The sequence below is a fragment of the Micromonospora sp. HK10 genome (assembly GCF_000982955.1).
Lineage (GTDB): Bacteria > Actinomycetota > Actinomycetes > Mycobacteriales > Micromonosporaceae > Micromonospora.
In genome coordinates this window covers 13,871-36,950 of sequence record NZ_KQ058892.1, presented here as the reverse complement: position 1 = coordinate 36,950, position 23,080 = coordinate 13,871, and the positions used below count along the sequence as shown (strand labels likewise).

Here is a 23,080-nt window from a genome sequence, read left to right as displayed (position 1 = left end):
AACTGGCAATGTCCGGACTGCTGGCCGGTAAGCGGCTGCTCGTCACCGGCGTCATCACCGACGCCTCGATCGCCTTCTCGGTCGCGAAGCTCGCCCAGGAGAACGGCGCCCAGGTCGTGCTCACCGGCTACGGCCGGCTCTCGCTGGTCGAGCGGATCGCCAAGCGGCTGCCCGAACCGGCCCCGGTGATCGAGCTGGACGTCACCAGCGCCGAGCACCTGGCCGGCCTCGCCGACAAGGTCCGCGAGCACGTGGACGGCCTCGACGGGGTGGTGCACTCGATCGGCTTCGCCCCGCAGAGCTGCCTGGGCGGCGGCTTCCTGGACGCCCCCTGGGAGGACGTGGCGACCGCCCTGCAGGTCTCCACCTACTCGTACAAGTCCCTGGCCATGGCGGCGCTGCCGCTGATGTCGGCGGGCGGCGCGGTGGTCGGGCTCACCTTCGACGCCACCAAGGCCTGGCCGGTCTACGACTGGATGGGCGTGGCCAAGGCCGGGCTGGAGTCCGCCTCCCGCTACCTGGCGCTGCACCTGGGCAAGCAGGGCATCCGCAGCAACCTGGTCGCCGCCGGCCCGCTGCGTACCATCGCCGCCAAGTCGATCCCCGGCTTCGAGCAGTTCGAGACCGCCTGGGCCGAGCGCGCCCCGCTCGGCTGGAGCCTCACCGACCAGGAGCCGGCCGCCCGGGCCTGCCTGGCCCTGCTCTCCGACTGGTTCCCGGCCACCACCGGCGAGATCGTCCACGTCGACGGCGGCTACCACGCGATCGGCGCCTGAGGTGTGAGCAGGGGCCCGACCGCGACCTCTCCGGTTGCGGAAGGGCCCCGGGTCACACCCGAATCCCGGGGGCCATCGCCGGGCCGGCCCGGGCCGCGAGGAAGAATGGGCCCATGGCGTACGACGCGTTGGTGCTGGTCTCCTTCGGCGGGCCGGAGCGGCCCGAGGACGTGGAGCCGTTCCTGCAGAACGTGACCAGGGGACGGGGCGTGCCCCCGGAGCGGCTGGCCGAGGTCGTCCAGCACTACCTGCACTTCGGCGGGGTTTCCCCGATCAACCAGCAGTGCCGCGACCTGCTCGCGGCCATCCGCGCGGACTTCGCCGGGCACGGCGTGGACCTGCCGGTCTACTGGGGCAACCGGAACTGGGACCCGATGCTCGCCGACACCGTGGCCCGGATGCGTGACGACGGGGTGCGACGGGCGCTGGCCTTCGTCACCAGCGCCTACGGCGGCTACTCCTCGTGCCGGCAGTACCAGGAGGACATCGCCGCGGCGCGGGCCGCCGTGGGCCCGGACGCCCCGGTGATCGAGAAGCTCCGCCAGTTCTGGGACCACCCCGGCTTCGTCGAACCGCACGCCGACGCGGTACGCGCCGCGCTCGCACAGCTCGACCCGGCCAAGCGGGACACCACCCGGGTGGTCTTCACCGCCCACTCCGTACCCACCTCGATGGCGGCCACCGCCGGCCCGCACGGCGGCCGGTACACCGCCCAGCTCGCGGAGACCGCCCGGCTGGTGCACGCGGCGGCCGCCCCGGACCTGCCGTACGACCTGGTCTGGCAGAGCCGCTCCGGGCCGCCGCAGGTGCCGTGGCTGGAGCCGGACATCAACGACCACCTGGCCACCCTGGCCGAGCAGGGGGTCACCGCCGTGGTGGTCAGCCCGATCGGGTTCGTCTCGGACCACCTCGAGGTGGTCTGGGACCTGGACACCGAGGCGCTCGAGACGGCCAAGCAGCTCGGTCTGGACTTCGTCCGGGCCGGCACGCCGGGCACCGACCCGCGGTTCGTCGCGATGGTCCGCGAGCTGGTGCTCGAGCGCACCACCCCGGACGGCGAGCGGCTGCGGCGCCGGCTCGGTGAGCTGCCGATGTGGGACACCTGCCCGACGCCGTGCTGCGTGCCCCCGGCCCGCCGTCCCTGAACCCGACCGACCACCGACATCCCGTGGGGACGACACATGCATGAGCGCAAGCCGGTGCAGAGCTGGCTCACCGACATGGACGGCGTACTGGTGCACGAGGGGCAGCCGGTGCCCGGCGCGCCCGAGTTCGTGAAGAAGCTGCGCGCCTCCGGCAAGCCCTTCCTGGTGCTGACCAACAACTCCATCTACACGCCCCGTGACCTGCGGGCGCGGCTGGGCCGGATGGGGCTGGACGTGCCGGAGGAGGCGATCTGGTCGTCGGCCCTGGCCACCGCCAAGTTCCTCGCCGATCAGCGGCCGGGCGGCACCGCGTACGTGATCGGCGAGGCCGGCCTGACCACGGCGCTGCACGCGGTCGGCTACGTGCTCAGCGACTTCGCGCCGGACTACGTGGTGCTGGGGGAGACCCGCACCTACAGCTTCGAGGCGATCACCAAGGCGATCCGGCTGATCAACGACGGCGCCCGGTTCATCTGCACCAACCCGGACGCCACCGGCCCGTCAGTCGAGGGCGCCCTGCCGGCCGCCGGCTCGGTCGCCGCCATGATCTCCAAGGCCACCGGGGTGGAGCCGTACTTCGTCGGCAAGCCGAACCCGATGATGATGCGCTCGGCGTTGAACACCATCGACGCGCACTCCGAGTCCACCGCCATGATCGGCGATCGGATGGACACCGACATCCTCTGCGGCCTGGAGGCCGGCCTGGAGACGATCCTGGTGCTGACCGGGATCAGCTCGCGGGCCGAGGCGGAGCGGTATCCGTACCGGCCGTCCCGGATCGTCGAGTCGGTGGCCGACCTGATCGACGAGCTGTAGCCGCCGCTGCGGTCAGGGGCGCAGCGGCGCGTTGCAGGCGGCCACCAGGGCCTGCCGGCAGGCGGTGGTCAACGGGCGCAGCGCCGCGTCCCGCTGTTGCGCCTCGTAGGTGTTCACCGCCCCGCCCGGTGCGCTCTCCCCGGCCAGGGCGAGCATCCGGTCCAGCACCGCGGCGCGGGCGAAGAGCCGCCGGGCCCGCGGGTCGAATCCGGGCGGCAGGTCGGTGATGCCGTCCGGGCGGCGCAGCGCGGCCAGGGCGCCGGCCAGCTCGGGCCGCCACTGGGCCACGTCCAGCCGGGTGAGGGCCGCGGTGGTCTCGGCCAGCACGGCGGCCAGTTCGGCCTCCGCCTCGGCGGCGCCCGGCACGAGGAGCGACGCCCGGGGCGCGTCCACCGGCAGCGGGAAGACCCGCCAGAGCACGGTTTCCCAGGTCATGCCCGAGCCTGAGGTGTGGCTGCGCACCTCCGGGACCAGGCCCAGCCCGCTGGCCACCACCGCCTCACCGGCGAGCAGCGCGGCGCCGGCGAAGTCGCCCGGGCCGGGCAGCCCGCGGGGGTCGCCCGGGGCCGGCAGCACCAGGCGGATCTCGTCCGGGGAGAGCTTGGCCAGGCTGGGTAGCGCCTCGCGGAGGGAGACGTCGGTCCAGGTGCCGGGCGCGTCAGCGACCAGGTGCTCCTCGTCGCCGGCGATCTCGTCGGCGACCTCGTCGAACGGCACCAGGCCGGCACGCCAGGCACGCACCCAGGCGACGAACCGGCTCGACCGGCGCGGAGCCAGTGTGGCCGCGCCCGCTGCGGGGAGGGACATGCCGAAAGGGTACGTGCTCGCCGCCGTCGCTGTCTCGGCTGCCGCTCCGGTGGCGTGACCTGCCCCTGACTACCCCCTTCGCCCCTTTCTGTGTCGGGCGCGGAACGCCTGGCCGGCGCGTCGCCGGGCGACACGCCGGGCCGCTGGCTAGCGTGATCGACATGGCGGGGCGATACGACGGTGACGTGCTGGCGGGTGACTGGCGGCGGCGCAAGGTCATCCCGGAGGTGGACGCCGAGCCCGACCTCGTGGTCGAGGACGCGGAGTCCGGGTTCTGCGGCGCGGTGGTCGGCTTCGAGTCCGGCGCGGTGGTGCTGGAGGACCGGCACGGCCGGCGGCGCAACTTCCCGCTGCTGCCCGCCGCGTTCCTGCTCGACGGCCGGCCGGTGACGCTGCGCCGCCCGGCACGCGCGCCGGTGCCCGCCGCGCGACGGCGTACCGCCTCCGGCTCGATCGCGGTCGACAACGTCCCGGCGCAGGTCGCCCGGGCCAGCCGGATCTGGGTCGAGGGCGTGCACGACGCCGCGCTGGTCGAACGGATCTGGGGCGACGATCTGCGCGTCGAGGGCGTGGTGGTGGAGCCCCTGGACGGCATCGACGCGCTCGTCGCCGAGGTACGCGCCTTCGCGCCCGGCCCCGGCCGCCGGCTCGGCGTGCTCGTCGACCACCTGGTGCCCGGGTCGAAGGAGAGCCGGATCGTGGCGCAGGTCACCTCGCCGCACGTGCTGGTCACCGGGCACCCGTACGTGGATGTGTGGCAGGCGGTGAAGCCGGCCGCGCTGGGCATCCGGGCCTGGCCCGTGGTGCCGCCGGGGCGGCCCTGGAAGGAAGGGGTCTGCGCGGCCCTCGGGGTGGCCGAGCCGGCGGACCTGTGGCGGCACATCCTGTCCCGGGTGAACAGCTTCGCGGACGTGGAGACGCTGCTGATCAACGCGATGGAACGGATGATCGACTTTGTGACGTCGCCTGCGTGAGTGGTCGCGGGCGGGGGCGGGTCAGGGTTCCTGATCGGGGTCTCTCGTGAAGACGAAGGTGGCGATGTCCAGGGCGACGGGGCGCCCGGAGTCGTCGCGGAGGACGGTGAGGATTTCGCCGTCCTGGGAGCCGGATCGGCCCCGCCAGCGGTCCGGGCCCTCGGGGGTGAAGCGGAGCAGCGGTTTGCCCACCGGGCCGCCGACCAGGTCGCCGGCGGAGTCGATGTGGAACTCGGACTCGCTCCCCATCCACCACCAGCGACCGGTCAGCTCGGCGAGGGCGGCCGGCGGGGCCTCGGCCGGGCGCCACGGCGCGGGGGCGGCCGGCTCGGCGTCCAGCACCAGGGTGAGGATCTCGCGGGCCAGCCCGACGATGTGGTGCCCGGCGCGCAGGCCGTACGAGTTGGCGAAGTCGACCACGGCGGTGCGGGTCGGCCGGTGCACGGCCAGGCCGGCGATGTACCCGGGCATGGAGCCGCCATGGCCCAGGTACACCCGGTCGCCGACCCGGTAGAGCTCCACGCCGAGGCCGTGTCCGCCGGTCCAGGAGTCCAGGTCGCTGATCACCACGGGCGCGCACATCTCGGCGAGCGTCGCCGGGGCGAGCACGTCCGGGGCGGGGTCGGCCAGGAAGGCCGCCCAGCGGGCCAGGTCCTCGACCGTCGACCAGAGTTGGCCGGCCGGCGCCATGGCCCCGGTGTCGGTACGCGGCTCCTCCCGCAGCGTCTCGTGCCAGGGGTGCACCACGTAGCCCCGAGCGTAGGGCTCGGTGGGGTGGTAGGTGGTGCGCCGCATGCCCAGCGGCTCGAGCAGCCGTTCGCGGAGCAGGTCCGCCCAGGGGGTGCCGGTGCTCCGCTCCAGCACCCCGCCGAGCAGCCCGTACGCCAGGTTCGAGTAGTGGTAGACGCGGTGCGGCGGGTGGGCGATCTTCGCCGGGGTGAGCCCGGCCACCAGGGTGGCCAGGTCGCTGCCGGCGGCCCGCTCCCACCACTGCCCGTCCGGCTCGCGCTGCAGGCCGCTGGCGTGCCCGAGCAGCTGGCGCAGGGTGAGGGCGCCGACCGGGGTGCCGGGCAGGTGCTTCTCGAGCGGGTCGTCCAGGGCGAGCCGGCCGGCGTCCCGCTGCTGCATCACCAGCACGGCGGTCATGGTCTTGCTGATCGAGCCGATCCGGTACTGCAGGTCCGCGTCGGGGCGGGGCTGTTCGCCGGCGAGCGCCACGTGCGCCAGGGTGCCGTCCCGGACCACCCCGAGGGCGAGGGAGGGGCCACGCCCTTCCGCCTGGGCCCGGGCGACCAGCAGGTCGACCTGTCGGGCGGTCTCGGGCAACAGGGCCATCTCGTCCTCCTCGTCGCTCCGGCGCCGCTCACCGGAACCCCGTGATCATGACAGTTCGATGACAGGTGCGTCGACGTGTCACGATCGGTAGGTGGACGCCGTGTTTTGGATCGTGCTGGGTGTGGTTTTGGCGGTCGCCGAGATCTTTACGACGACGCTCTTCCTGATCATGTTCGGGGCCGGGGCGTTCGCCGCCGCCGGGGCCGCGGCGCTCGGTGCCCCGGTCGCGCTCCAGGCTCTGGTCTTCGCGGTGGTCTCCGCGCTGTCGCTGTTCCTGGTGCGGCCGGTGATCAAACGCCACGCCATGCCGGCGCTGGAGAGCGGCGACCAGCCGTTCGGCGTCGAGGCGATCGAGGGCTCCACCGCGGTGGTGCTGGAGACGGTGGACGCCGAGCGGGGGTTCATCAAGATCGACGGTGAGTTGTGGACCGCCCGGTCGTACGACGCGACGCGCAGCTACCCGCCGGGCGAGCGGGTGCAGGTGATAAAGGTCCGGGGCGCGACCGCCCTGGTCTGGCAGGACGAGATTTCCACCCCGGGCGCGCTGCCCGAAGGGGAAAGGTGAAGATATGGAATTTGCAGCGATCGTGTTGATCGCCGTCGCCGTGATCGTCGTGGTCACGCTGGTCAAGGCCGTACGCATCGTGCCGCAGCAGCGGCAGGACGTGGTGGAGCGGCTGGGCAAGTACAAGCGCACGCTGAACCCGGGCCTCAACCTGCTGGTGCCGTACATCGACGCGGTGCGGACCAAGGTCGACATGCGGGAGCAGGTGGTCAGCTTCCCGCCCCAGCCGGTGATCACCTCCGACAACCTGGTCGTGTCGATCGACACGGTGCTCTACTTCAAGGTGGTCGACTCGGTCCGCGCCACCTACGAGATCTCGAACTTCCTGCAGGCCATCGAGCAGCTCACCGTCACCACCCTGCGTAACGTGATCGGCTCGCTGGACCTGGAGCGGGCGCTGACCAGCCGCGAGGAGATCAACCGGCACCTGTCCGGTGTCCTGGACGAGACCACCGGCCGGTGGGGCATCAAGGTGACCCGGGTCGAGATCAAGGCGATCGAGCCGCCGCCGAGCATCCGTGACTCGATGGAGAAGCAGATGCGCGCGGAGCGGGACCGCCGGGCCGCGATCCTCAACGCCGAGGGGCACAAGCAGTCCCAGATCCTCACCGCCGAGGGTGAGAAGCAGGCCGCCGTGCTGCGCGCCGACGGTGACCGGCAGGCCCGGATCCTCCAGGCGGAGGGCCAGGCGAAGGCGATCCGTACCGTCTTCGACGCGATCCACCAGGCCAACCCCAGCCAGAAGGTGCTGGCCTACCAGTACCTGCAGGCGCTGCCGCAGATCGCCAACGGCACTGCCAACAAGGTCTGGATCGTGCCGACCGAGCTGACCAAGGCCCTGGAGGGTATGGGTGGCGCGCTGGGTGGCCTGGCCAACATGGTCGGCGACGTGCCGTCGCCGGAGGCCAGCCAGAGCGCCGGCGAGGTCGAGCGGGAGGCCGCCGAGGCCGCGCAGGCGGCGGCCGTCGCCGCCCAGGAGATCCACAACGAGGTACGCGTCGCCGAGGCGCAGGCCACCGGGGGCAACGGCCCGCAGGGGCTGCCGGCTCCCGAGCCGGTCTCCCCGCAGAGCCTGCTCAACGACCCGACCGACCAGCGCGAACGGGGCTGACTGGCCCCGCCGGCAAATCCGAGAATCACTCATACGGTGCCCCGGCGCCTGCCACGATCGGTCTGAGGACCGGTGATGGCGGGGCCGGGGCGCCGTCGTGTGCCCCGCGCCGCCCGGAGGCGGAGCGAGGTGTCGCATGAAGGATCCGGCGGACAGGCTGTTCTCCAGGACTCCGGTGCCCGGCGCGCACGACCCCGCCGGGCCGGTGGGAACCCGGCGTACCGGGGGCGGGTTCCGGGTGCTGCCGTTCGTCGCCGAGCCCGGACCGGCCGCGCCGGCCACCGACGCCAGCTGGGCCTGGTCGGTCCGCCGGTTCGCCCGGGCGGCGGTCTGGCTGCTGCCCGCGTACGCGATCCTCTACGGCCTGGTGGCGATGGCCAGCGACGGCGGGGTGGGCAACGACCCGTACCCGGCCGACGGCCGGCCCGTCTACCTGGTGGGCTGGGTGGCCGCGGTCTGGCTCGGACTGCTCGCGCTGCTGGCGCTCGCCGGTCTGCTCGCCGCCACCCGCTGCCGGCGGGTCGCGCTGGTGGGCCTGCTCGCCAGCATCGGCGGGATGGTGCTGATGCTGCCCTTTGCCGGGCTGGCCGAGCAGGCGCCGGTCTTCGGCACCACGGCGCGCCACATTGTGCTGGTCGGGGCCACCTTCTACAGCCTGGGCTGGCTGCTCACCGGCTGGTCGGTGGCCCGCTCCGGGCTGTTCAGCATGGGGGACGGGGTGATGCTGATGATCGCGGCGCCGCTGCTCGGTCTGGGCGGCGCGTTGATCGGCTCGCTGCAGACGTTCGGCGCGATCTTCGTGCTGATCGCCGGGATCGGCATCGGCTACCGCTCGGGCCGGCTGGTGCCGGCCGTCATCGCCCGCGACGCGGTCGCCGCCAGCGTGGCCGCCACCCCCGCCCCACCCCCCAACGGCCCCTTGCCGAGCTGACCGGGGCCGCGACCTGGCCGGGCCGGCACGCTGGGAAGTCACCGTGAGGTAACTGACAGTTGGCTGGCGGACTGGCCGGTTGGCGGCTTTCGCGGTAATCCTGGGGGGCATGCCGTCACCCCGGTCGCCGCTGTCGCGGCTCTTCACCGTGCTCCTCGCCGGCCTGCTGGCGGGGCTCGCCCTCGCGGTCGCCGGCCTGCCCGGCAGCCTGCTGGGCGGGTTCGCCGCCAAGGCCGCCCTGGGCGCGTACGGGGAGCTGCCCGACGCCCTGCGCACCCCCACGCAGCCGCAGCGGTCGTACCTCTACGCCAACGACGGCAAGACCCTGATCACCACGTTCTACGACGTGAACCGCAGCGACGTGCCGCTGGCCGAGATCGCGCCGGTGATGCGGCAGGCGATCATCGCGGCCGAGGACCGGCGCTTCTACTCGCACGGCGGCGCCGACCCGCGCGGCATCGTCCGGGCCCTGGTCGCCAACGTCAAGGGCGGCGGCACGGAGCAGGGCGGCTCCACGCTGACCATGCAGTACGTCCGCAACGTGCTCAAGACCGACCCCTCCCGCACGGCCGAGGAGCGGCGGGCCGCCACCGAGCAGACCGTCGGGCGCAAGCTCCAGGAGATCCGGTACGCGAACGCGCTGGAGAAGACGCTCAGCAAGGACGAGATCCTCAACCGCTACCTCAACATCGCCTACTTCGGCTCCGGGGCGTACGGCGTCGCCGCGGCCAGCCAGCGCTACTTCGGCAAGGCGCCGGCCGAGCTGACCCTCGGCGAGGCCGCCCTGCTCGCCGGCCTGGTGCAGTCGCCCGACGAGTACAGCCCGATCGACGGGGACAAGGACCAGGCCGTGGCCCGGCGGGCGTACGTGCTGGACTCGATGGCCGAGACCGGGGCGATCACCGCGCAGCAGGCCGCCACGGCCAAGGCCACCCCGGTGACCCTGCACCCCACCCCGCAGCCCAACGGCTGCACCGCGGTCGCCCAGGGCCACGACGACTGGGGCTTCTTCTGCGACTACCTGCGCCGCTGGTGGCTCGGCCAGCCGGCCTTCGGCCACACCGTCGAGGAGCGCGAGCAGGCGCTGCGCCGCGGTGGCTACACCGTGGTCAGCACGCTCGACCCGAAGATCCAGCAGACCGCGCAGCAGCAGGCCACCAAGGTCTACGGGTACGACAACAAGCGGGCCCTGCCGATCGCCGCGGTCGAGCCGGGCACCGGCCGGGTGCTGGCCATGGCCGTCAACCGGCACTACAGCCTGGCCGACAACCCGGCCGGGCAGGCCAACCACCCGAACACGGTGAACCCGCTGATCTCCGGCGGCGCCAGCGTGCACGGCTACCAGGCCGGCTCGACGTTCAAGCTGTTCACCATGCTCGCCGCGCTGGAGGCCGGCAAGCCGCTGGCCACCGGCTTCGACGCCCCGGCCAAGCTGCCCACCCGGTACGCCTCGGACGACGAGGGCAACTGCGACGGCAGGTGGTGCCCGGCCAACGCCAACCCGGCGTGGATGGACGGCTACCGGATGATGTGGGACGGCTTCGGCCGCTCGGTGAACACCTACTTCGTCTGGCTCGCCGAGCAGGTCGGCGAGGAGAAGGTGGTGGAGATGGCCCAGCGGCTCGGCATCACCTTCCGGGCCGACTCCGACGCCGCCTTCGCCAAGGACGACGCGGAGAACTGGGGCGCCTTCACCCTGGGCGTGGCCGCCACTACCCCGCTGGACCTGGCCAACGCGTACGCCACCGTGGCGGCCGAGGGCACCTACTGCACCCCGCTGCCGGTGGTGTCGGTGACCGCGGCCAACGGCGAGAAGGTCGACGTCGGCCAGCCGTCCTGCCGGAAGGTGCTGGACACCGACGTGGCCCGGGCCGCCACCGACGCGGCCCGCTGCCCGGTCGGCCAGCAGTCGGCGTACGGGCAGTGCAACGGGGGCACGGCGACCTCGGTGGACCGGATCGTGGGCCGCCCGGTGGCCGGCAAGACGGGCAGCTCGGAGCAGAACGCCACCGAGACGTTCGTCGGGTTCACCCCGCAGGTGGCGGTCGCCGGGATCGCCGCCAACCCGGACGACTCGACCGACCTGGTCGGCTCGGCCGTGCAGGCCAGGGTCATCGACGGGGTGGCCCGGGTGATCAGGACGGCGGTGGCGGGCAAGCCGGTGCGGGACTTCACCGGGCCCAGCCGCGCGCTGGCCGGCGAGCCGCGCCGGCCGCAGCCCCGCGACACCCCGACGCCGGACGACGAGCGCCGGCCGGACCGGGGCGACCTCCCCTCGGACCTGCTGCGCTGGCTCCAGGGCCGCGGCCGCGGCTGATCCGTCGGGAGGGCCCCGCCGCCCGGTGGTGGTAACGGCAGGCCGGACCGTAGTGGGTGCGGGCAGATCTTCTGGAAAAGTTCGGGCCGAGGTGTCGGATCCGGTCGGAGGGCTCCGACCCACCGGTGAGCGCGCCCGCCGGGCGCCCGTCGAGCAGGAGGACACCATGCGCAAGCTCGTCTACTGGGTGCACCAGTCGGTCGACGGCTTCATCGAGGGGCCGAACGGCGAGTTCGACTGGCCGGTCATGGGGCCGGAGCTGTCCGCGTACTCGTTCGAGCTGACCGACCGGGCCGACGCCTTCCTCTACGGCCGCAAGGTGTGGGAACTCATGTCGTACTACTGGCCGCGGGTGGAGGAGCTGTCGCAGGACCCGCACGACCTGCGGTTCGCGCCGGTCTGGCGGCGTACCCCAAAGATCGTCGTCTCCCGGAGCCTGGACCGCGCCGAGTACGGCGCCCGGGTGATCGGCCGTGACCTGGCCGCCGAGGTCGCCGAGCTGAAGGACCAGCCGGGCGGCGAGTTGCTGCTCACCGGCGGCTCGGGCGCGGCGGCGGCGCTGACCCGGCTCGGACTCGTCGACGAGTACCAGGTGGTCGTGCACCCGGTGGTGCTCGGCGGCGGCACCCCGGTCTTCCCCGACAAGGACCGCCTCGACCTGCGGCTGGTGGAGACCCGGACCTTCGACGGCCGGTCGGTGCTGCTGCGCTACGAGCGGACCTGACGGTCAGCGGCCCCGGCGGCGGGGACGGTACGTGGCGATGACGGACGGTACCCCCCGCCGGAGGATCTCGGCGCGATCGCTGTCCCCGCGCAGCATCGCGGCGGCCGTCTTGCGGGCCTGCTCGGCGGTGAAGTGCGGCGGCAGCATCAGCTCCGCCGGATCCACCACCGCGTTGATCACCACTGGCCGGTCGGCGCGGAGCACCCGGTGCCACAGGTCCGGCACCTGGTCGGGGGAGTCGACCAGCACCCCGTCGAGCCCCAGCACCTCCGCCCACCGGTGGTACGCCACGTCCGGCAGGTCCTGGCTGGCCGGGAACATCGGCGTCCCCTCGTCGGAGCGCTGCTCCCAGCTGACGAAGGACAGGTCCCGGTTGTTGAGCACCAGCACCACGAACCGCGGGTCGGCCCACTCCCGCCAGTACTTCGCCACGGTGATCAGCTCATTGACCCCGTTCATCTGCATCGCGCCGTCGCCGATCAACGCGACCAGCGGACGGTCCGGGTGGGCGAACTTCGCGGCGATGGCGTACGGCATGGCCCCGCCCATGGAGAGCAGGGTGCCGGAGAGGCTGGCCAGCATGCCCGGCCGGACCCGGATGTGCCGGGCGTACCAGGCGGTCGCGGTGCCGCAGTCCACCGCGAGCATCGCGTCGTCGGGCAGCACGTCGTCGAGGGTGGCGAAGAGCAGCTGCGGGTTGACCGGCTGGGCCGACTGCTCGGCCAGCTCCCGTTGGGCGCGCCGCCACTTCGACGTGGCGTCGGCCAGGGTGGCCCGCCAGGCGGTGGGCGCCGCCCCGGTGCCCAGCTCGCGCAGCAGTGCCCGCAGGGTCGGCGCGGCGTCCCCGGTCAGGTTCACCTCGGTCGGGTAGCGCAGCCCCATCCGGCTGCCGTCCAGGTCGATCTGCACCGCCCGGGCCCGCCCCTGCGGCGGATAGAACTCCGAGTACGGCATGTTGCTGCCCACGATCAGCAGCCGGTCGCACTCCTGCATGAGCTGCCAGCTGGGGCGGCTGCCGAGCAGGCCGATCGCGCCGGTCACCCAGGGCTCCCGGTGGTCGACGGCGGTGAAGCCGAGCAGCGCGGTGGCCACCCCGGCGCCGAGCCGGTCGGCGACCTTGCGTACCTCGGGCTCGGCCCCGATGGCACCCTGCCCGACCAGCATCGCCACCTTGTTGCCGCCGCGCAGCACCTCGGCGGCGCGGCGCACCTCCTCGGCCGGGGGCACGGTCGGCGTGCTGCTCGGCACCGCGCTGGTGTGGTAGTAGCCGTGCGTGTGCGGCGGCTCCGGCACGGCCGGCTCGTCCTGCACGTCGGAGGGGAGCACGAGGGCGGTGACCGTACGCCGGGCCAGGGCGGTCCGGCACGCCCGGTCCACCAGGTGCCGCGCCTGCGACGGGTCGTCGAGCTGGGCCAGGAAGGCCGACGCCACGTCCTTGTAGAGGGCGAGCAGGTCCACCTCCTGGTAGTAGCCGCCGCCCTCGGCGGGCAGCGCGGTGTGCCCGAGCAGGGCCACCACGGGCTGGTGGTCGAGCTTGGCGTCGTAGAGCCCGTTCAGCGCGTGGATCGCACCGGGGCCGCTGGTCACCACCACGCAGCCGAGCGGGCCGCCGCCGTACTTGACGTGCGCGGAGGCGGCGAAGCCGGCGGTCTCCTCGTGGCGTACCTGGATGAACCGGGCCCGTCCCTCGGCGCGTTGCAGTGCCGAGGTCATCCCGTTGATCCCGTCGCCCGGATAGCCGTAGTAGCGGTGCACCCCCCACTCGGCGAGCCGCGCCACGATGTAGTCGGCGACCGTGGCGTTCCGGGGCAGCAGGCCGTCGCCGGTGGGGTCCGCGTTCATCCTGGTGGTCCCTTCGTCGCCGGCCGCTTCCCGGAAGTCCGTTCCCCGCCTACGTCGGCGGAAACCCGGGCCGCGCCGGGCCGACCGGGCGGACCAGGCAGAATCGTCCGGTGCCCGTCCACGAGATCACCGACCCCGACGACGACCGGATCGCCGACTACCGCGCGCTGACCGACGTCGAGCTGCGCACCCGGTGGGAGCCGCCGCACGGCCTGTTCATCGCCGAGGGGGAGCTGGTGCTGCGGCGGGCGCTGCGGGCCGGCTACCCGGCCCGGTCGTACCTGGTCGACGCGAAGCGGGCCGACCAGCTCGCCGACCTGGACACCGGGGACGCGCCGGTCTACGCGGCCACCCCCGAGGTGCTCCAGCGGGCCACCGGCTTCCACGTGCACCGGGGCGTGCTCGCCTCGTTCCACCGCAAGCCGCTGCCGTCGGCCGCCGCGGTGCTCGCCGACGCCCGGCGGGTGGTGATCCTCGAGGACGTCAACAACCACACCAACCTCGGCGCGATCTTCCGGGCCGTGGCGGCGCTCGGCGTGGACGCCGTGCTGCTCTCCCCGACCTGCGCCGACCCGCTCTACCGGCGCAGCGTCCGGGTCAGCATGGGCGAGGTCTTCGCCATCCCGTACGCGAAGCTGGACCCCTGGCCCGGCGCGCTGGCCCAGGTCCGGGCGGCCGGTTTCACCGTGCTGGCGATGACACCCGCGCCGGACGCGGTGCCGATCCAGCGACTGGACGCGGCGCAACGGGGCCGGGCCGCGCTGCTGATGGGCGCGGAAGGCGCCGGCCTGACCCGGGCAGCGATGGACGCCAGCGACGTCCGGGTGGTGATCCCGATGCGGCGCGGGGTGGACTCGCTCAACGTGGCCGCCGCGACCGCGGTGGCCTGCTGGGAGCTGGGCCGCGACGACCCGCTGGACGCGCCCGCCCGTCCGCTTGCATGACCATGCGACACGGTGCATAATCTTCCTTGTGTCCAAGGTTCTCACCTCCCTGCCCATCGGCGAACGCGTCGGCATCGCCTTCTCCGGTGGCCTCGACACCTCGGTCGCGGTCGCCTGGATGCGCGACAAGGGCGCCATCCCCTGCGCGTACACCGCCGACATCGGCCAGTACGACGAGCCCGACATCGCCTCGGTGCCCGGTCGCGCGCTCAGCTACGGCGCCGAGGTCGCCCGACTGGTCGACTGCCGAGCTGCCCTGGTCGAGGAAGGCCTCGCGGCGCTGACCTGCGGCGCCTTCCACATCCGCTCGGGCGGGCGGGCGTACTTCAACACCACCCCGCTGGGCCGCGCCGTCACCGGCACCCTGCTGGTCCGCGCGATGATCGCCGACGACGTCCAGATCTGGGGCGACGGCTCGACGTTCAAGGGCAACGACATCGAACGCTTCTACCGGTACGGCCTGCTGGCCAACCCGCAGCTGCGCATCTACAAGCCGTGGCTCGACACCGACTTCGTCACCGAACTCGGTGGGCGCAAGGAGATGTCGGAGTGGCTGCTCGAGCGGGGCCTGCCGTACCGGGACAGCACCGAGAAGGCGTACTCCACCGACGCCAACATCTGGGGCGCCACGCACGAGGCGAAGACCCTCGAACACCTCGACACCGGCATCGAGACGGTCAGCCCGATCATGGGCGTCCGGTTCTGGGACCCCGCGGTGGAGATCCCGACCGAGGACGTCACCATCGGGTTCGACCAGGGCCGCCCGGTGACCATCAACGGCAAGGAGTTCGGCAGCGCGGTCGACCTGGTGCTGGAGGCCAACGCCATCGGCGGCCGGCACGGCCTGGGCATGTCCGACCAGATCGAGAACCGGATCATCGAGGCCAAGAGCCGGGGCATCTACGAGGCGCCCGGCATGGCGCTGCTGCACGCCGCGTACGAGCGGCTCGTCAACGCCATCCACAACGAGGACACCCTGGCGAACTACCACACCGAGGGCCGCCGCCTCGGCCGGCTCATGTACGAGGGGCGCTGGCTGGACCCGCAGGCGCTGATGCTGCGCGAGTCGCTGCAGCGCTGGGTCGGCACGGCGGTCACCGGCGAGGTGACGTTGCGGCTGCGCCGGGGCGAGGACTACTCGATCCTGGACACCACCGGCCCGGCGTTCAGCTACCACCCGGACAAGCTGTCGATGGAGCGTACCGAGGACTCGGCGTTCGGCCCGTCGGACCGGATCGGCCAGCTCACCATGCGCAACCTGGACATCGCCGACTCGCGGGCGAAGCTGGAGCAGTACGCCAGCCTCGGCATGGTCGGAGGGGCGAACGCGGAACGGATGATCGGCGCCGCGCAGGCGGCCTCGACCGGGCTGATCGGCGCCATGCCCGAGGGCGGCGCGGAAGCCATCGCCTCCCGGGGCGTCGCCTCCGGCGATGACGCGGCACTCGACCGCGCCGCGATGGAGTTCGGCGTCGACTGATTTCCTCCGCGGACGGCCCTTCCGGCGAGTCGGCGAGTCGGCGAGTCGGCGGGGTCGGCGGGTCGGCGGGTCGGCGGCTCGCTGGTTCGCTGGGGTCGGCGGGTCGCGGGGGCGGTGCGGGGTCGGTCGGGGCATGGCGTCTTGCCGTCTGGTGGTCGCGCCGGGTTGCGGTGTTTCGGTGCTTTCCGGGCCGTGGAGGGGCCGCTTTGCCGCATCTCGTGTGTCGGCGCGCGGCTGCGCGCTCGCCGCTACGTCGGCCGGAGCCGCTACCGGTCCGCACCGGTCGGGCGTAGCGACCGACGCCCCGGCCGGTCCGACGGTCCTTCGAGTTCGGCGGTGACGCAGGGTAGCGTGTCGCCCGTGTTCCCTACCGTGCGTGAGGTGCTGGCTCTGGTGCCGGTGCGCCACGGCGCCCCGCGCCTGGTTGCCGGGGACGCGGGACTGGACCGGCCGGTGCGCTGGGTGCACGTGGCCGAGGTGCCGGACATCGCCACCCTGCTCGGCGGGGGCGAGCTGGTGCTCACAACCGGCATCGGGCTGCCCGCCGACGACGCCGGTCTGCGGGCGTTCATCGGTGACCTGGCCGACGTCGGGGTCTCCGGCCTCGTGGTGGAACTCGGCCGCCGGTACGTCAGCGGGGTGCCCCGGGTGATGGCCGCCGCCGCCGAGCGGCGCGGGCTGCCGCTGGTCGAGCTGCGCCGGGCCACCCCGTTCGTCCGGATCACCGAGGCGGTCCATGCGCTGATCGTGGATGCCCAGCTCACCGAGCTGCGCGCCACCGAGGAGATCCACCAGCGGTTCACCGAGCTGTCCGTGGAGGGCGCCGAACCGGCCGAGGTGGTCCGGCAGGCCGCCGAGCTGGCCGGCTGCCCGGTCGTGCTCGAGAACCTGTCCCGGCAGGTGCTCGCGTACGACCCGGCGGGGGAGAGCGCGGAGCTGCTGCTGGAGGGCTGGGAGCAGCACTCTCGGCGGATCCGTCCGGCCGGGCGGACCGCGTACGACCCGGACAGCGGGTGGCTGGTCACCACGGTTGGCGCGCGCGGGCAGGACTGGGGGCGGTTGCTGCTGCGCTGGCCGGTGGCCGAGGCAGCCCCGCCCACCCGGCTGACCATCCTCATCGAGCGGGCCGCCTCCACGCTGGCCCTGGGCCGGCTGATCCGGCGCGACGCCGAAGGGCTGGAACGGCAGATCCACCGCACCCTGCTGACCGCGCTCATCGACCACTCCCGGCCGGTGGACGAGGTGGCCCTGCGCGCCAAGGCGCTCGGCGTCACCCTGGACCGGCGGCACCTGGTCGGCGTGGTGGTGCGGCACCGGGACGACGACCCGACCGGCGAGGCCGACCTGCCCGACGACTCCGGCCCGGCCCGGCTGCGTGACCTGGCCGAGGCGGTCGGCCAGGCCCTGCGGGAGACCAGGCTCACGGCGCTGACCAGCGCCGTCGACGACCAGGCGGTGGGCGCGCTGCTGGCGCTGCCCGACCCGGCCGACGAGGAGAAGGCACTCGCCGCGTTCGCCGCGGCGTTGCGTCGGGTACGCCTCGACGCCGTACCGGCCCGTCCGACTGCCGCCCGACCGGCGGTCCTCGTCGCGGCCGGCTCCGGGGTGGGCGGCCTGCGCGAGGCGCGCCGGTCACTGGTCGAGGCGCGGCAGATCGCCGAGGCGGCCCGCCGGGACCCGCGCGACCTGCCCTGTTTCCGGCTGCCGCACGTCGGGCTGGCCGGCCTGCTGCACCTGCTGCGGGACGAGCCCCGGTTGCAGACCTTCGTCGAGCGGGAACTCGGCCCGCTGCTGGCGTACGACGCCCAGCACCCCCGGGAGCAGCTGCTCGGCACGCTGCGGGCGTACCTGGAGCAGGGGCGGAACAAGTCGGCGGCGGCGTCGGCGGCGCACCTGTCCCGGCCGGCCTTCTACGAGCGGCTGGCACGCATCGGCCGCATCCTCGACGCCGACCTCGACTCCGTCGAGCAGTGCCTCTCCCTGCACGTGGCTCTGCTGGCCCTGGACGCCGTCCGCACCCCCTGAACCCACGCCGGCGGTCCAGCGGCGGGCTCAGGTGAGGGCGGTGAGGGCTTTGGCGTAGGGGGCGGGGACGAAGTTCGGGCCGCCGGGGCTGAACACGTCGGAGGTCGACGCGGCCTGCCAGGCGGTGTCCGGCAGCTCCGCCACCAGCGCCCGCACCACCGGGGCGTCGCGCCACTGCTCCTGCTGGGCGAGCAGGCTCAGCGCCACCACGGACTCCTCGACCTCGCCGACGCACTCGAACGGCTTGTGCCCGTCCACGCCGAGCAGTTCCCGGTACCCGGGGAGCTGGGTGGGGTCGGCGAGCAGGTCGCCGCCGAAGATCCGGGTGACCCGCTCCCGGGTCATGAAGGGAGCCATGGCCAGGAAGACGAACCGGCACTTCGGGCAGTCCCGGCACCACCGCTCACTCGGATCGCGCAGCTTGAACGCGGCGTTGCAGCTGGTCACCACGGCGTCGTACCGGTCGATCTCGGCGAAGAGGCGGGCGATGTGCAGCTCGGACAGCGACCGCAGCAGGGAGAAGTACGGCTCGGTCAGCCCGGCGTGCTCGGCCAGCGCGGCCCGCAGCAGCCCTTCCGCCTCGACGCCCTTGGACCACTGGTGGTTGATCTCGTGACCGTTCCAGATCAGGTTCGGGTCCGACGCGGAGCGCTCGTTGGACATCACCACCGGGCCGAGTCCGTGCAGCACCGCGGTGGCGACCGCGATCAGCGAGTTGATCGCGGTGACCGGGATGTGCCCGTTGCGCGCGCCGGCCGCGTTGAGGTCGAACAGCACCGGGTCGATCCGCCGCCGGGCCGCGAGGGGCACCAGGTCGGAGGCCTCGTTGACCGAGACGATGACGTGGTTCGGGTTGACCGAGAACGGCACCGGGTCGAAGCCGGCGCGGCGCAGCGCCTCCAGGGTGACGATGGAGTCCTTGCCGCCGCCCACCGCCGACAGCGGGCGCCGGTCGGAGTTGTCCAGCGGCGCGGCGGCCGGCACCGACCCGGTCGGCACCTCCGGGCGCAGCTCCAGCACGTGCGGGAGCTGATTGCGGTACGCGTACTCGGCGAGTCCCTTGGTGTAGACGGCGGTGACCAGCTCGACGGCGGCCGCGCCCAGCGGCGCCGGCAGCACCAGCCGGGGCGGCGCGGCGGCCTTGTAGTAGCTGACCCCGGCGACCACGTGCAGCAGTTCGAGGACCCGGTTGAGGGTGGCCGCGGTCTCGTCGGACACCGGCTCGGCCGGCAGCGGGAGGGTGATCGCCTCGGTGAACCGCTGCTCGCCGTCGGGGCCGGTCAGGGCGTAGTCGAACAGCACCTCGCCGGTGCCGAAGTCGATCGAGTAGGACGGGAAGGTGAAGGCGTCCATCCGCCGGAGCTGCTCGTTGCGCACACGCCATACTAGGCCCTGGTTCGTCCGGCCGTGTCCGGCTGCGTCGGACCATGCCCGCCGACCGCCGTCGCTACCCCCGAGGAGAGCCTGTGCGCCTGTCTGATCTGCGCGGACGACATGTCGCCGTCTGGGGCGCCGGCCGGGAGGGCCGGGCCGCGGTGACCGCGATCGCCGCGCACGGCCCGGCCGATCTGGTGGCCGTCGACGACAGCGCGAACTTCCTCACCCTGCCCTGGGAGGGCCCGCTGGCCGCGGCCGCGCCCCTGGTCACCGGCGAGGAGGGCTTCGCCCGGCTGGCCGCGGCCGACGTGGTGGTCCGTTCGCCGGGCGTGCCGAACACCCACCCGTGGATGGTGGAGCTGCGGCGCCGGTCCGTCGTCGTCACCCAGGGCAGCGCGCTCTGGATGGCCGACCACGCGGACCGGACCATCGGCGTCACCGGCAGCAAGGGCAAGAGCACCACGTCCAGCCTGATCAGTCACCTGCTGACCGCGATGGACCGGCCGAACGTCTTCGGCGGCAACATCGGGGTGCCGCTGCTCGACCTGCCCGACGCCGAGCTGTACGTGCTGGAGCTCTCCAGCTACCAGTGCGCCGACCTGACCGACTCGCCCCGGGTGGCGGTGGTGACGGCGCTCTTCCCGGAGCACCTGGACGCGCACGGCGGGGAACGCGAGTACTACCGGGACAAGTTGAACCTGCTGGCGCACGGCCCGCACACGGTGGTGGTCAACGGCGCCGACCCGCGCCTGGCGCTGGAGTTGGGGGATCGGGCGGCGGTGCGGGCCGGTTCGCCGGACACCACGCACGTGGCGGCCGGCCCGGACGGCGCCCCCTGGTTCCATCTGCGGGACACCCCGCTCTTTCCCCGGGCCGTGCTGCCGCTGGTGGGCCGCCACAACGAGGGCAACCTCTGTGTCGCGCTGGCGGTGCTCGACGCGCTCGGCGTGGACGTGGCGGGCCGCAAGGACAGCCTCGCCGTGGCGGTCGCCGGGTTCCAGGGGCTGGCTCACCGGCTCACCGAGATCCCCGACCCGTCCGGGCTCACCTTCGTCGACGACACCCTGGCCACCAGCCCGTACGCGGCCATGCACGCGATCGACGCGTACGAGGGCCGGCCGCTGACCGTGATCGTCGGCGGCACCGACCGGGGGCTGGACTACGCGCCGCTGCGGGAGCACCTGGCGGAGCGGGAGCTGACCGTGATCGGCATTCCGGACAGCGGCCCGCGCATCGTCGAGGCGCTGGCCGGCCTGCCCGGGGTGCGTACCGAGATCGCCGACGACCTGGTCGACGCGGTGGCGTTGTCCCGGAAGCTCACGCCGGCCGGTGGCGTGGTGCTGCTCTCCCCGGCCGCGCCGAGCTACGGCCGGTTCCGCAACTTCGAGCACCGGTCGGAGGTCTTCGCCCGGGCGGTGGCGGACACCGCGCGCTGAGTCGGGCCGGCCGGGGGTACGGGGCCGGCTTCCGCCGGCTCAGCCTTCCGCCGGCTCAGCGCGGCTCGCCCGAGGCCGCCTCGGGCGTGCCCGCCCGGGTCCGCGCCGGGTCGAGTTGCGTCGGGAGGACGGGCTCGGTGCCGGGTTCCGGCGCTCGGTGCCGGGGGCCGGCCTCGTCCGGCGGATCCGGCTCGCCCGCCGGGGTCTCCTCCGGCAGCGCCGCCGGGCTCCGGGCCGGGGACGTCTTGTCCGGTGTCCAAGCGAACGCGAGCGCCCCGCCGACCAGGGCGAGGAGCATCCCGACCAGGAAGCCGCCCAGGTTGGAGGTGAGCCAGGAGACCAGCCCCAGCAGCAGTGACAGCAGCGCGTAGAAGACGCGCTGCTGCGGGGTGGCGATCAGCAGCACCCCGCAGATCACCAGCACGGCCGGCACCAGGTACGCGGCCAGCCCTTGTGGACCGACGTGCAGCAGCACCCCGAGCGGCGCCCGCAGGGTCACCAGCATCTCGATGCCGCCGAGCGCGATCAGCAGCCCGGCGGTGAACGGCCGGCCCCGCCGCCAGCGGCGCCAGCGTCCACCGCGGTGGTGGACGGCCGGCGCCGGGGCGGTTGGTTCCTCGGTCACCTCAGCACCCGTCGGAGCTGAACCCCATGTGCAGGTTCGGCAGGGTGAATACGGCGGCCGTGGTGGCGTAGTTGTTCTGCCGCAGGTTGGTGATGGTCACCGTGTCGGCCTGCTGGGCGAAGACGCCGGGGTTGCCGCGTACGCCGGGCACCTGGTCGACGGTGCTGGCGTCCTGCCCGACGTTGATGTTCCGGAAGGACGCGTTGCCGGCGATCTCGTCGCCGTCGACGACCAGGGTCCGGGCGCTGACCGGCTTGCCGGACCCGCCGGCGGTGATCCGGAGGTTGATCCCACCGAGGCTGATGCTCTGGCAGAGGTTGGTGAGCTCGGCCTTGTCGATGGCCGAGACGATGACCACCACCTGGCCGCCGGTGTCACCCTGGTTGGGGCTGTCGGGGATCATCTGGTCGAGGGTGGCGAACTGCTCGAAGCCGGTGCCCTCGAGCCGGTCCGCGGTGACGGTGAACGGCATGCCCGAGATGGCGAACTGCGCGCCGAGCACGCCCTGCGCGGTCAGCACGACCATGCCGGCCGCGCCCACCGCGACGGTGCCGAGCGTGACGGCGAACCGGCGCCAGCGCACCCCGCTCTGCGGCGGTCCGGGTTCCAGCGGTGCGTTCTGGTCCGACATGGCGGCTCCCTTTCGAGATCAATTCATCGGCGACGATGCCATTGGGGTGTCGTCCGATGCCGTGCGAGAGACCTGAATTGGCTGCGCATGGTGCCGCGCCGAGGGCGCAGGCCGAAGTTACCGCTGGGTAAAGGACGGGTCAACAGTCTGTAGCAGACAGTTGGGCGGCATTTGCGAAATGGGGCCAACAGTCAGAAACCGCAGCGGTTTTTCATCAAAAGGGCTCTCCGGGGGTGGCGCACGGGGCGGCGATGCTCGGGCCGTCGCCGGCGCGCACCGGCCGGATCGCCCGGCTCGCCTCGGCCGAGCCGAGGAAGGGCGCCACGGCCGCGTAGGTGAGCACGGGCAGCAGCAGGGGCAGCTCCTCGATCGGGCCCCGCGCCACCCGGCTGCGGATGGTCGCGTGCAGGCCGCCGACCACGGTGGACACCAGCAGGTCCCGGTCGACGTCGGCACCCGGCCCGGGGCCGGCGTCGACGAAGAACCGGCGGAAGCTGGCGAGCAGCGCGTCGCGTTCCCGGCGCGCGTCCGGGCCGGCCGCGTCCACCTCGACCAGTGCCATCCGGGCGAAGGCGGGAACGCTCGCGAGCACCTCCAGCAGGGTGCGCAGCGCGGCCCGGGCCGCGTCCGGCCAGTCCGGACCGGCCTCCCGGTAGGCGTGCTCCATGAGCTGCGACACCACCGCGATGCCGTGCCGGTAGGCGGCGAGGAAGGCGTCCTCCTTGCCGGTGAAGAGCGCGTAGAAGGCGGGCCGAGTCACCCCGGCCGCGCGGCAGATGTCGGTCACCCGGGCGTTGTCGTACCCCCGGGTGGCCACCTCCTGCACCAGCCCGTCGAAGAGCCGGTCGCGCTGGGTGGCCGCCACCACCTCGGCGGAGACGCGGCGGGGCCCGCGCTTGATGGCTCGCTCCGGGTCGCGGCCAGGGCGGGCGCCGGGGAGCGGGATCAGCGCCGGTTGCGGGCGGCGCGGAGTGGACAAGTGATCGACCTCCTTTGATGGATTGACTTTACGACCCTCCGGGGTTTATAAAAATTTCACTCTCGGTTGACGCCCTGTCACGATTGGTGATCACCTCGAACGGTCACCCCGAGTTCGTCTAAGGAGGGCGCTGTGGCAGCCATTATCGCCAACGAAGGGTGCTCTCCCAAGGCCGGAGAGGCGCAGGTGACGCGGCCACGCCGCAGTGCCCCACCCGCACCAGCGCGCTGACGGCGCGGC

20 protein-coding genes are annotated in these 23,080 nt (G+C 73.3%); 13 read left to right on the top strand and 7 right to left on the bottom strand.

Translation table 11 applies throughout. The features are described from left to right. Positions 1-8 precede the first annotated feature (8 nt). The 3 genes from fabI to LQ51_RS28300 all read left to right on the top strand — a co-directional run bounded on the left by fabI (position 9) and on the right by LQ51_RS28300 (position 2,737). Complete coding sequence (gene fabI / locus LQ51_RS28310; protein ID WP_046570981.1) at positions 9-776, top strand: enoyl-ACP reductase FabI; 768 nt, start codon at positions 9-11, stop codon at positions 774-776. Between the two features lie 113 nt (positions 777-889). After that, positions 890-1,921, top strand: coding sequence for a ferrochelatase (locus tag LQ51_RS28305; RefSeq protein ID WP_046570980.1), 1,032 nt, complete (start codon positions 890-892; stop codon positions 1,919-1,921). A 36-nt stretch (positions 1,922-1,957) separates the two neighbouring features. Further along, the gene (locus LQ51_RS28300) at positions 1,958-2,737 is read left to right on the top strand and encodes an HAD-IIA family hydrolase (RefSeq protein WP_046570978.1); all 780 of its coding nucleotides are present in this window, start codon (positions 1,958-1,960) and stop codon (positions 2,735-2,737) included. A gap of 12 nt (positions 2,738-2,749) precedes the next feature. Here the strand turns inward: LQ51_RS28300 and LQ51_RS28295 are convergent, their stop codons facing one another. Continuing rightward, positions 2,750-3,544, bottom strand: coding sequence for a hypothetical protein (locus tag LQ51_RS28295; RefSeq protein WP_046570976.1), 795 nt, complete (start codon positions 3,542-3,544; stop codon positions 2,750-2,752). Positions 3,545-3,705: 161 nt separating this feature from the next. Between LQ51_RS28295 and LQ51_RS28290 the strand changes: the two genes are divergently transcribed. Further along, a complete protein-coding gene (locus LQ51_RS28290; RefSeq protein WP_046570973.1) occupies positions 3,706-4,518 on the top strand; it encodes a DUF3097 domain-containing protein in 813 nt (270 codons plus the stop codon). A gap of 21 nt (positions 4,519-4,539) precedes the next feature. On the opposite strand, the gene LQ51_RS28285 is transcribed toward LQ51_RS28290, so the two are convergent. Further along, positions 4,540-5,853: a serine hydrolase domain-containing protein gene (locus tag LQ51_RS28285; protein ID WP_046570971.1), complete on the bottom strand. Its 1,314-nt coding sequence runs from the start codon at positions 5,851-5,853 to the stop codon at positions 4,540-4,542. 91 nt (positions 5,854-5,944) lie between these two features. Between LQ51_RS28285 and LQ51_RS28280 the strand changes: the two genes are divergently transcribed. From LQ51_RS28280 to LQ51_RS28260, 5 genes are all read left to right on the top strand, one after another. Then, a complete protein-coding gene (locus tag LQ51_RS28280; protein WP_046570969.1) occupies positions 5,945-6,418 on the top strand; it encodes an NfeD family protein in 474 nt (157 codons plus the stop codon). A 4-nt stretch (positions 6,419-6,422) separates the two neighbouring features. Further along, positions 6,423-7,529, top strand: coding sequence for an SPFH domain-containing protein (locus LQ51_RS28275; RefSeq protein WP_046570966.1), 1,107 nt, complete (start codon positions 6,423-6,425; stop codon positions 7,527-7,529). A 136-nt stretch (positions 7,530-7,665) separates the two neighbouring features. Then, on the top strand, positions 7,666-8,460 hold the full coding sequence (locus LQ51_RS28270; RefSeq protein ID WP_046570965.1) for a hypothetical protein: 795 nt from the start codon (positions 7,666-7,668) through the stop codon (positions 8,458-8,460). A 109-nt stretch (positions 8,461-8,569) separates the two neighbouring features. Continuing rightward, the gene (locus tag LQ51_RS28265; RefSeq protein ID WP_046570964.1) at positions 8,570-10,777 is read left to right on the top strand and encodes a transglycosylase domain-containing protein; all 2,208 of its coding nucleotides are present in this window, start codon (positions 8,570-8,572) and stop codon (positions 10,775-10,777) included. A 166-nt stretch (positions 10,778-10,943) separates the two neighbouring features. Beyond that, the gene (locus LQ51_RS28260; protein WP_046571008.1) at positions 10,944-11,501 is read left to right on the top strand and encodes a dihydrofolate reductase family protein; all 558 of its coding nucleotides are present in this window, start codon (positions 10,944-10,946) and stop codon (positions 11,499-11,501) included. 3 nt (positions 11,502-11,504) lie between these two features. Here LQ51_RS28260 and LQ51_RS28255 read toward each other — a convergent pair whose 3' ends face one another. Next, positions 11,505-13,343, bottom strand: coding sequence for a thiamine pyrophosphate-requiring protein (locus LQ51_RS28255; protein WP_046570962.1), 1,839 nt, complete (start codon positions 13,341-13,343; stop codon positions 11,505-11,507). A gap of 110 nt (positions 13,344-13,453) precedes the next feature. Here LQ51_RS28255 and LQ51_RS28250 point away from each other — a divergent pair, with 110 nt between their 5' ends. The 3 genes from LQ51_RS28250 to LQ51_RS28240 all read left to right on the top strand — a co-directional run bounded on the left by LQ51_RS28250 (position 13,454) and on the right by LQ51_RS28240 (position 17,792). Further along, positions 13,454-14,287, top strand: coding sequence for a TrmH family RNA methyltransferase (locus tag LQ51_RS28250; RefSeq protein WP_046570959.1), 834 nt, complete (start codon positions 13,454-13,456; stop codon positions 14,285-14,287). A gap of 28 nt (positions 14,288-14,315) precedes the next feature. Next, a complete protein-coding gene (argG, locus tag LQ51_RS28245; RefSeq protein ID WP_046570958.1) occupies positions 14,316-15,767 on the top strand; it encodes an argininosuccinate synthase in 1,452 nt (483 codons plus the stop codon). Positions 15,768-16,118: 351 nt separating this feature from the next. Further along, entirely contained in the window at positions 16,119-17,792 is a 1,674-nt protein-coding gene (locus LQ51_RS28240; RefSeq protein WP_046570955.1) for a PucR family transcriptional regulator, read from the top strand. Positions 17,793-17,819: 27 nt separating this feature from the next. Here LQ51_RS28240 and LQ51_RS28235 read toward each other — a convergent pair whose 3' ends face one another. Further along, entirely contained in the window at positions 17,820-19,169 is a 1,350-nt protein-coding gene (locus LQ51_RS28235) for a hypothetical protein (protein WP_046570953.1), read from the bottom strand. An 89-nt stretch (positions 19,170-19,258) separates the two neighbouring features. Between LQ51_RS28235 and murD the strand changes: the two genes are divergently transcribed. After that, positions 19,259-20,605, top strand: a complete 1,347-nt coding sequence (gene murD, locus LQ51_RS28230) for a UDP-N-acetylmuramoyl-L-alanine--D-glutamate ligase (protein ID WP_046570951.1) — start codon at positions 19,259-19,261, stop codon at positions 20,603-20,605. A 55-nt stretch (positions 20,606-20,660) separates the two neighbouring features. Here murD and LQ51_RS28225 read toward each other — a convergent pair whose 3' ends face one another. The 3 genes from LQ51_RS28225 to LQ51_RS28215 form a co-directional block, all read right to left on the bottom strand. Further along, positions 20,661-21,230, bottom strand: coding sequence for a DUF6114 domain-containing protein (locus tag LQ51_RS28225; RefSeq protein ID WP_082159701.1), 570 nt, complete (start codon positions 21,228-21,230; stop codon positions 20,661-20,663). A 1-nt stretch (position 21,231) separates the two neighbouring features. Beyond that, positions 21,232-21,861, bottom strand: coding sequence for a DUF6230 family protein (locus LQ51_RS28220; RefSeq protein WP_046570949.1), 630 nt, complete (start codon positions 21,859-21,861; stop codon positions 21,232-21,234). 214 nt (positions 21,862-22,075) lie between these two features. After that, a complete protein-coding gene (locus LQ51_RS28215) occupies positions 22,076-22,840 on the bottom strand; it encodes a TetR/AcrR family transcriptional regulator (RefSeq protein ID WP_046570947.1) in 765 nt (254 codons plus the stop codon). Positions 22,841-23,080: the final 240 nt, after the last annotated feature.

Bases quoted from the DNA above. Each gene is read 5' to 3' on its own strand.
- fabI (WP_046570981.1), top strand. From the start codon at position 9: ATGTCCGGACTGCTGGCCGGTAAGCGGCTGCTCGTCACCGGCGTCATC.
- LQ51_RS28305 (WP_046570980.1), top strand. From the start codon at position 890: ATGGCGTACGACGCGTTGGTGCTGGTCTCCTTCGGCGGGCCGGAGCGG.
- LQ51_RS28300 (WP_046570978.1), top strand. From the start codon at position 1,958: ATGCATGAGCGCAAGCCGGTGCAGAGCTGGCTCACCGACATGGACGGC.
- LQ51_RS28295 (WP_046570976.1), bottom strand. From the start codon at position 3,544: ATGTCCCTCCCCGCAGCGGGCGCGGCCACACTGGCTCCGCGCCGGTCG.
- LQ51_RS28290 (WP_046570973.1), top strand. From the start codon at position 3,706: ATGGCGGGGCGATACGACGGTGACGTGCTGGCGGGTGACTGGCGGCGG.
- LQ51_RS28285 (WP_046570971.1), bottom strand. From the start codon at position 5,853: ATGGCCCTGTTGCCCGAGACCGCCCGACAGGTCGACCTGCTGGTCGCC.
- LQ51_RS28275 (WP_046570966.1), top strand. From the start codon at position 6,423: ATGGAATTTGCAGCGATCGTGTTGATCGCCGTCGCCGTGATCGTCGTG.
- LQ51_RS28270 (WP_046570965.1), top strand. From the start codon at position 7,666: ATGAAGGATCCGGCGGACAGGCTGTTCTCCAGGACTCCGGTGCCCGGC.
- LQ51_RS28265 (WP_046570964.1), top strand. From the start codon at position 8,570: ATGCCGTCACCCCGGTCGCCGCTGTCGCGGCTCTTCACCGTGCTCCTC.
- LQ51_RS28260 (WP_046571008.1), top strand. From the start codon at position 10,944: ATGCGCAAGCTCGTCTACTGGGTGCACCAGTCGGTCGACGGCTTCATC.
- LQ51_RS28255 (WP_046570962.1), bottom strand. From the start codon at position 13,343: ATGAACGCGGACCCCACCGGCGACGGCCTGCTGCCCCGGAACGCCACG.
- LQ51_RS28220 (WP_046570949.1), bottom strand. From the start codon at position 21,861: ATGTCGGACCAGAACGCACCGCTGGAACCCGGACCGCCGCAGAGCGGG.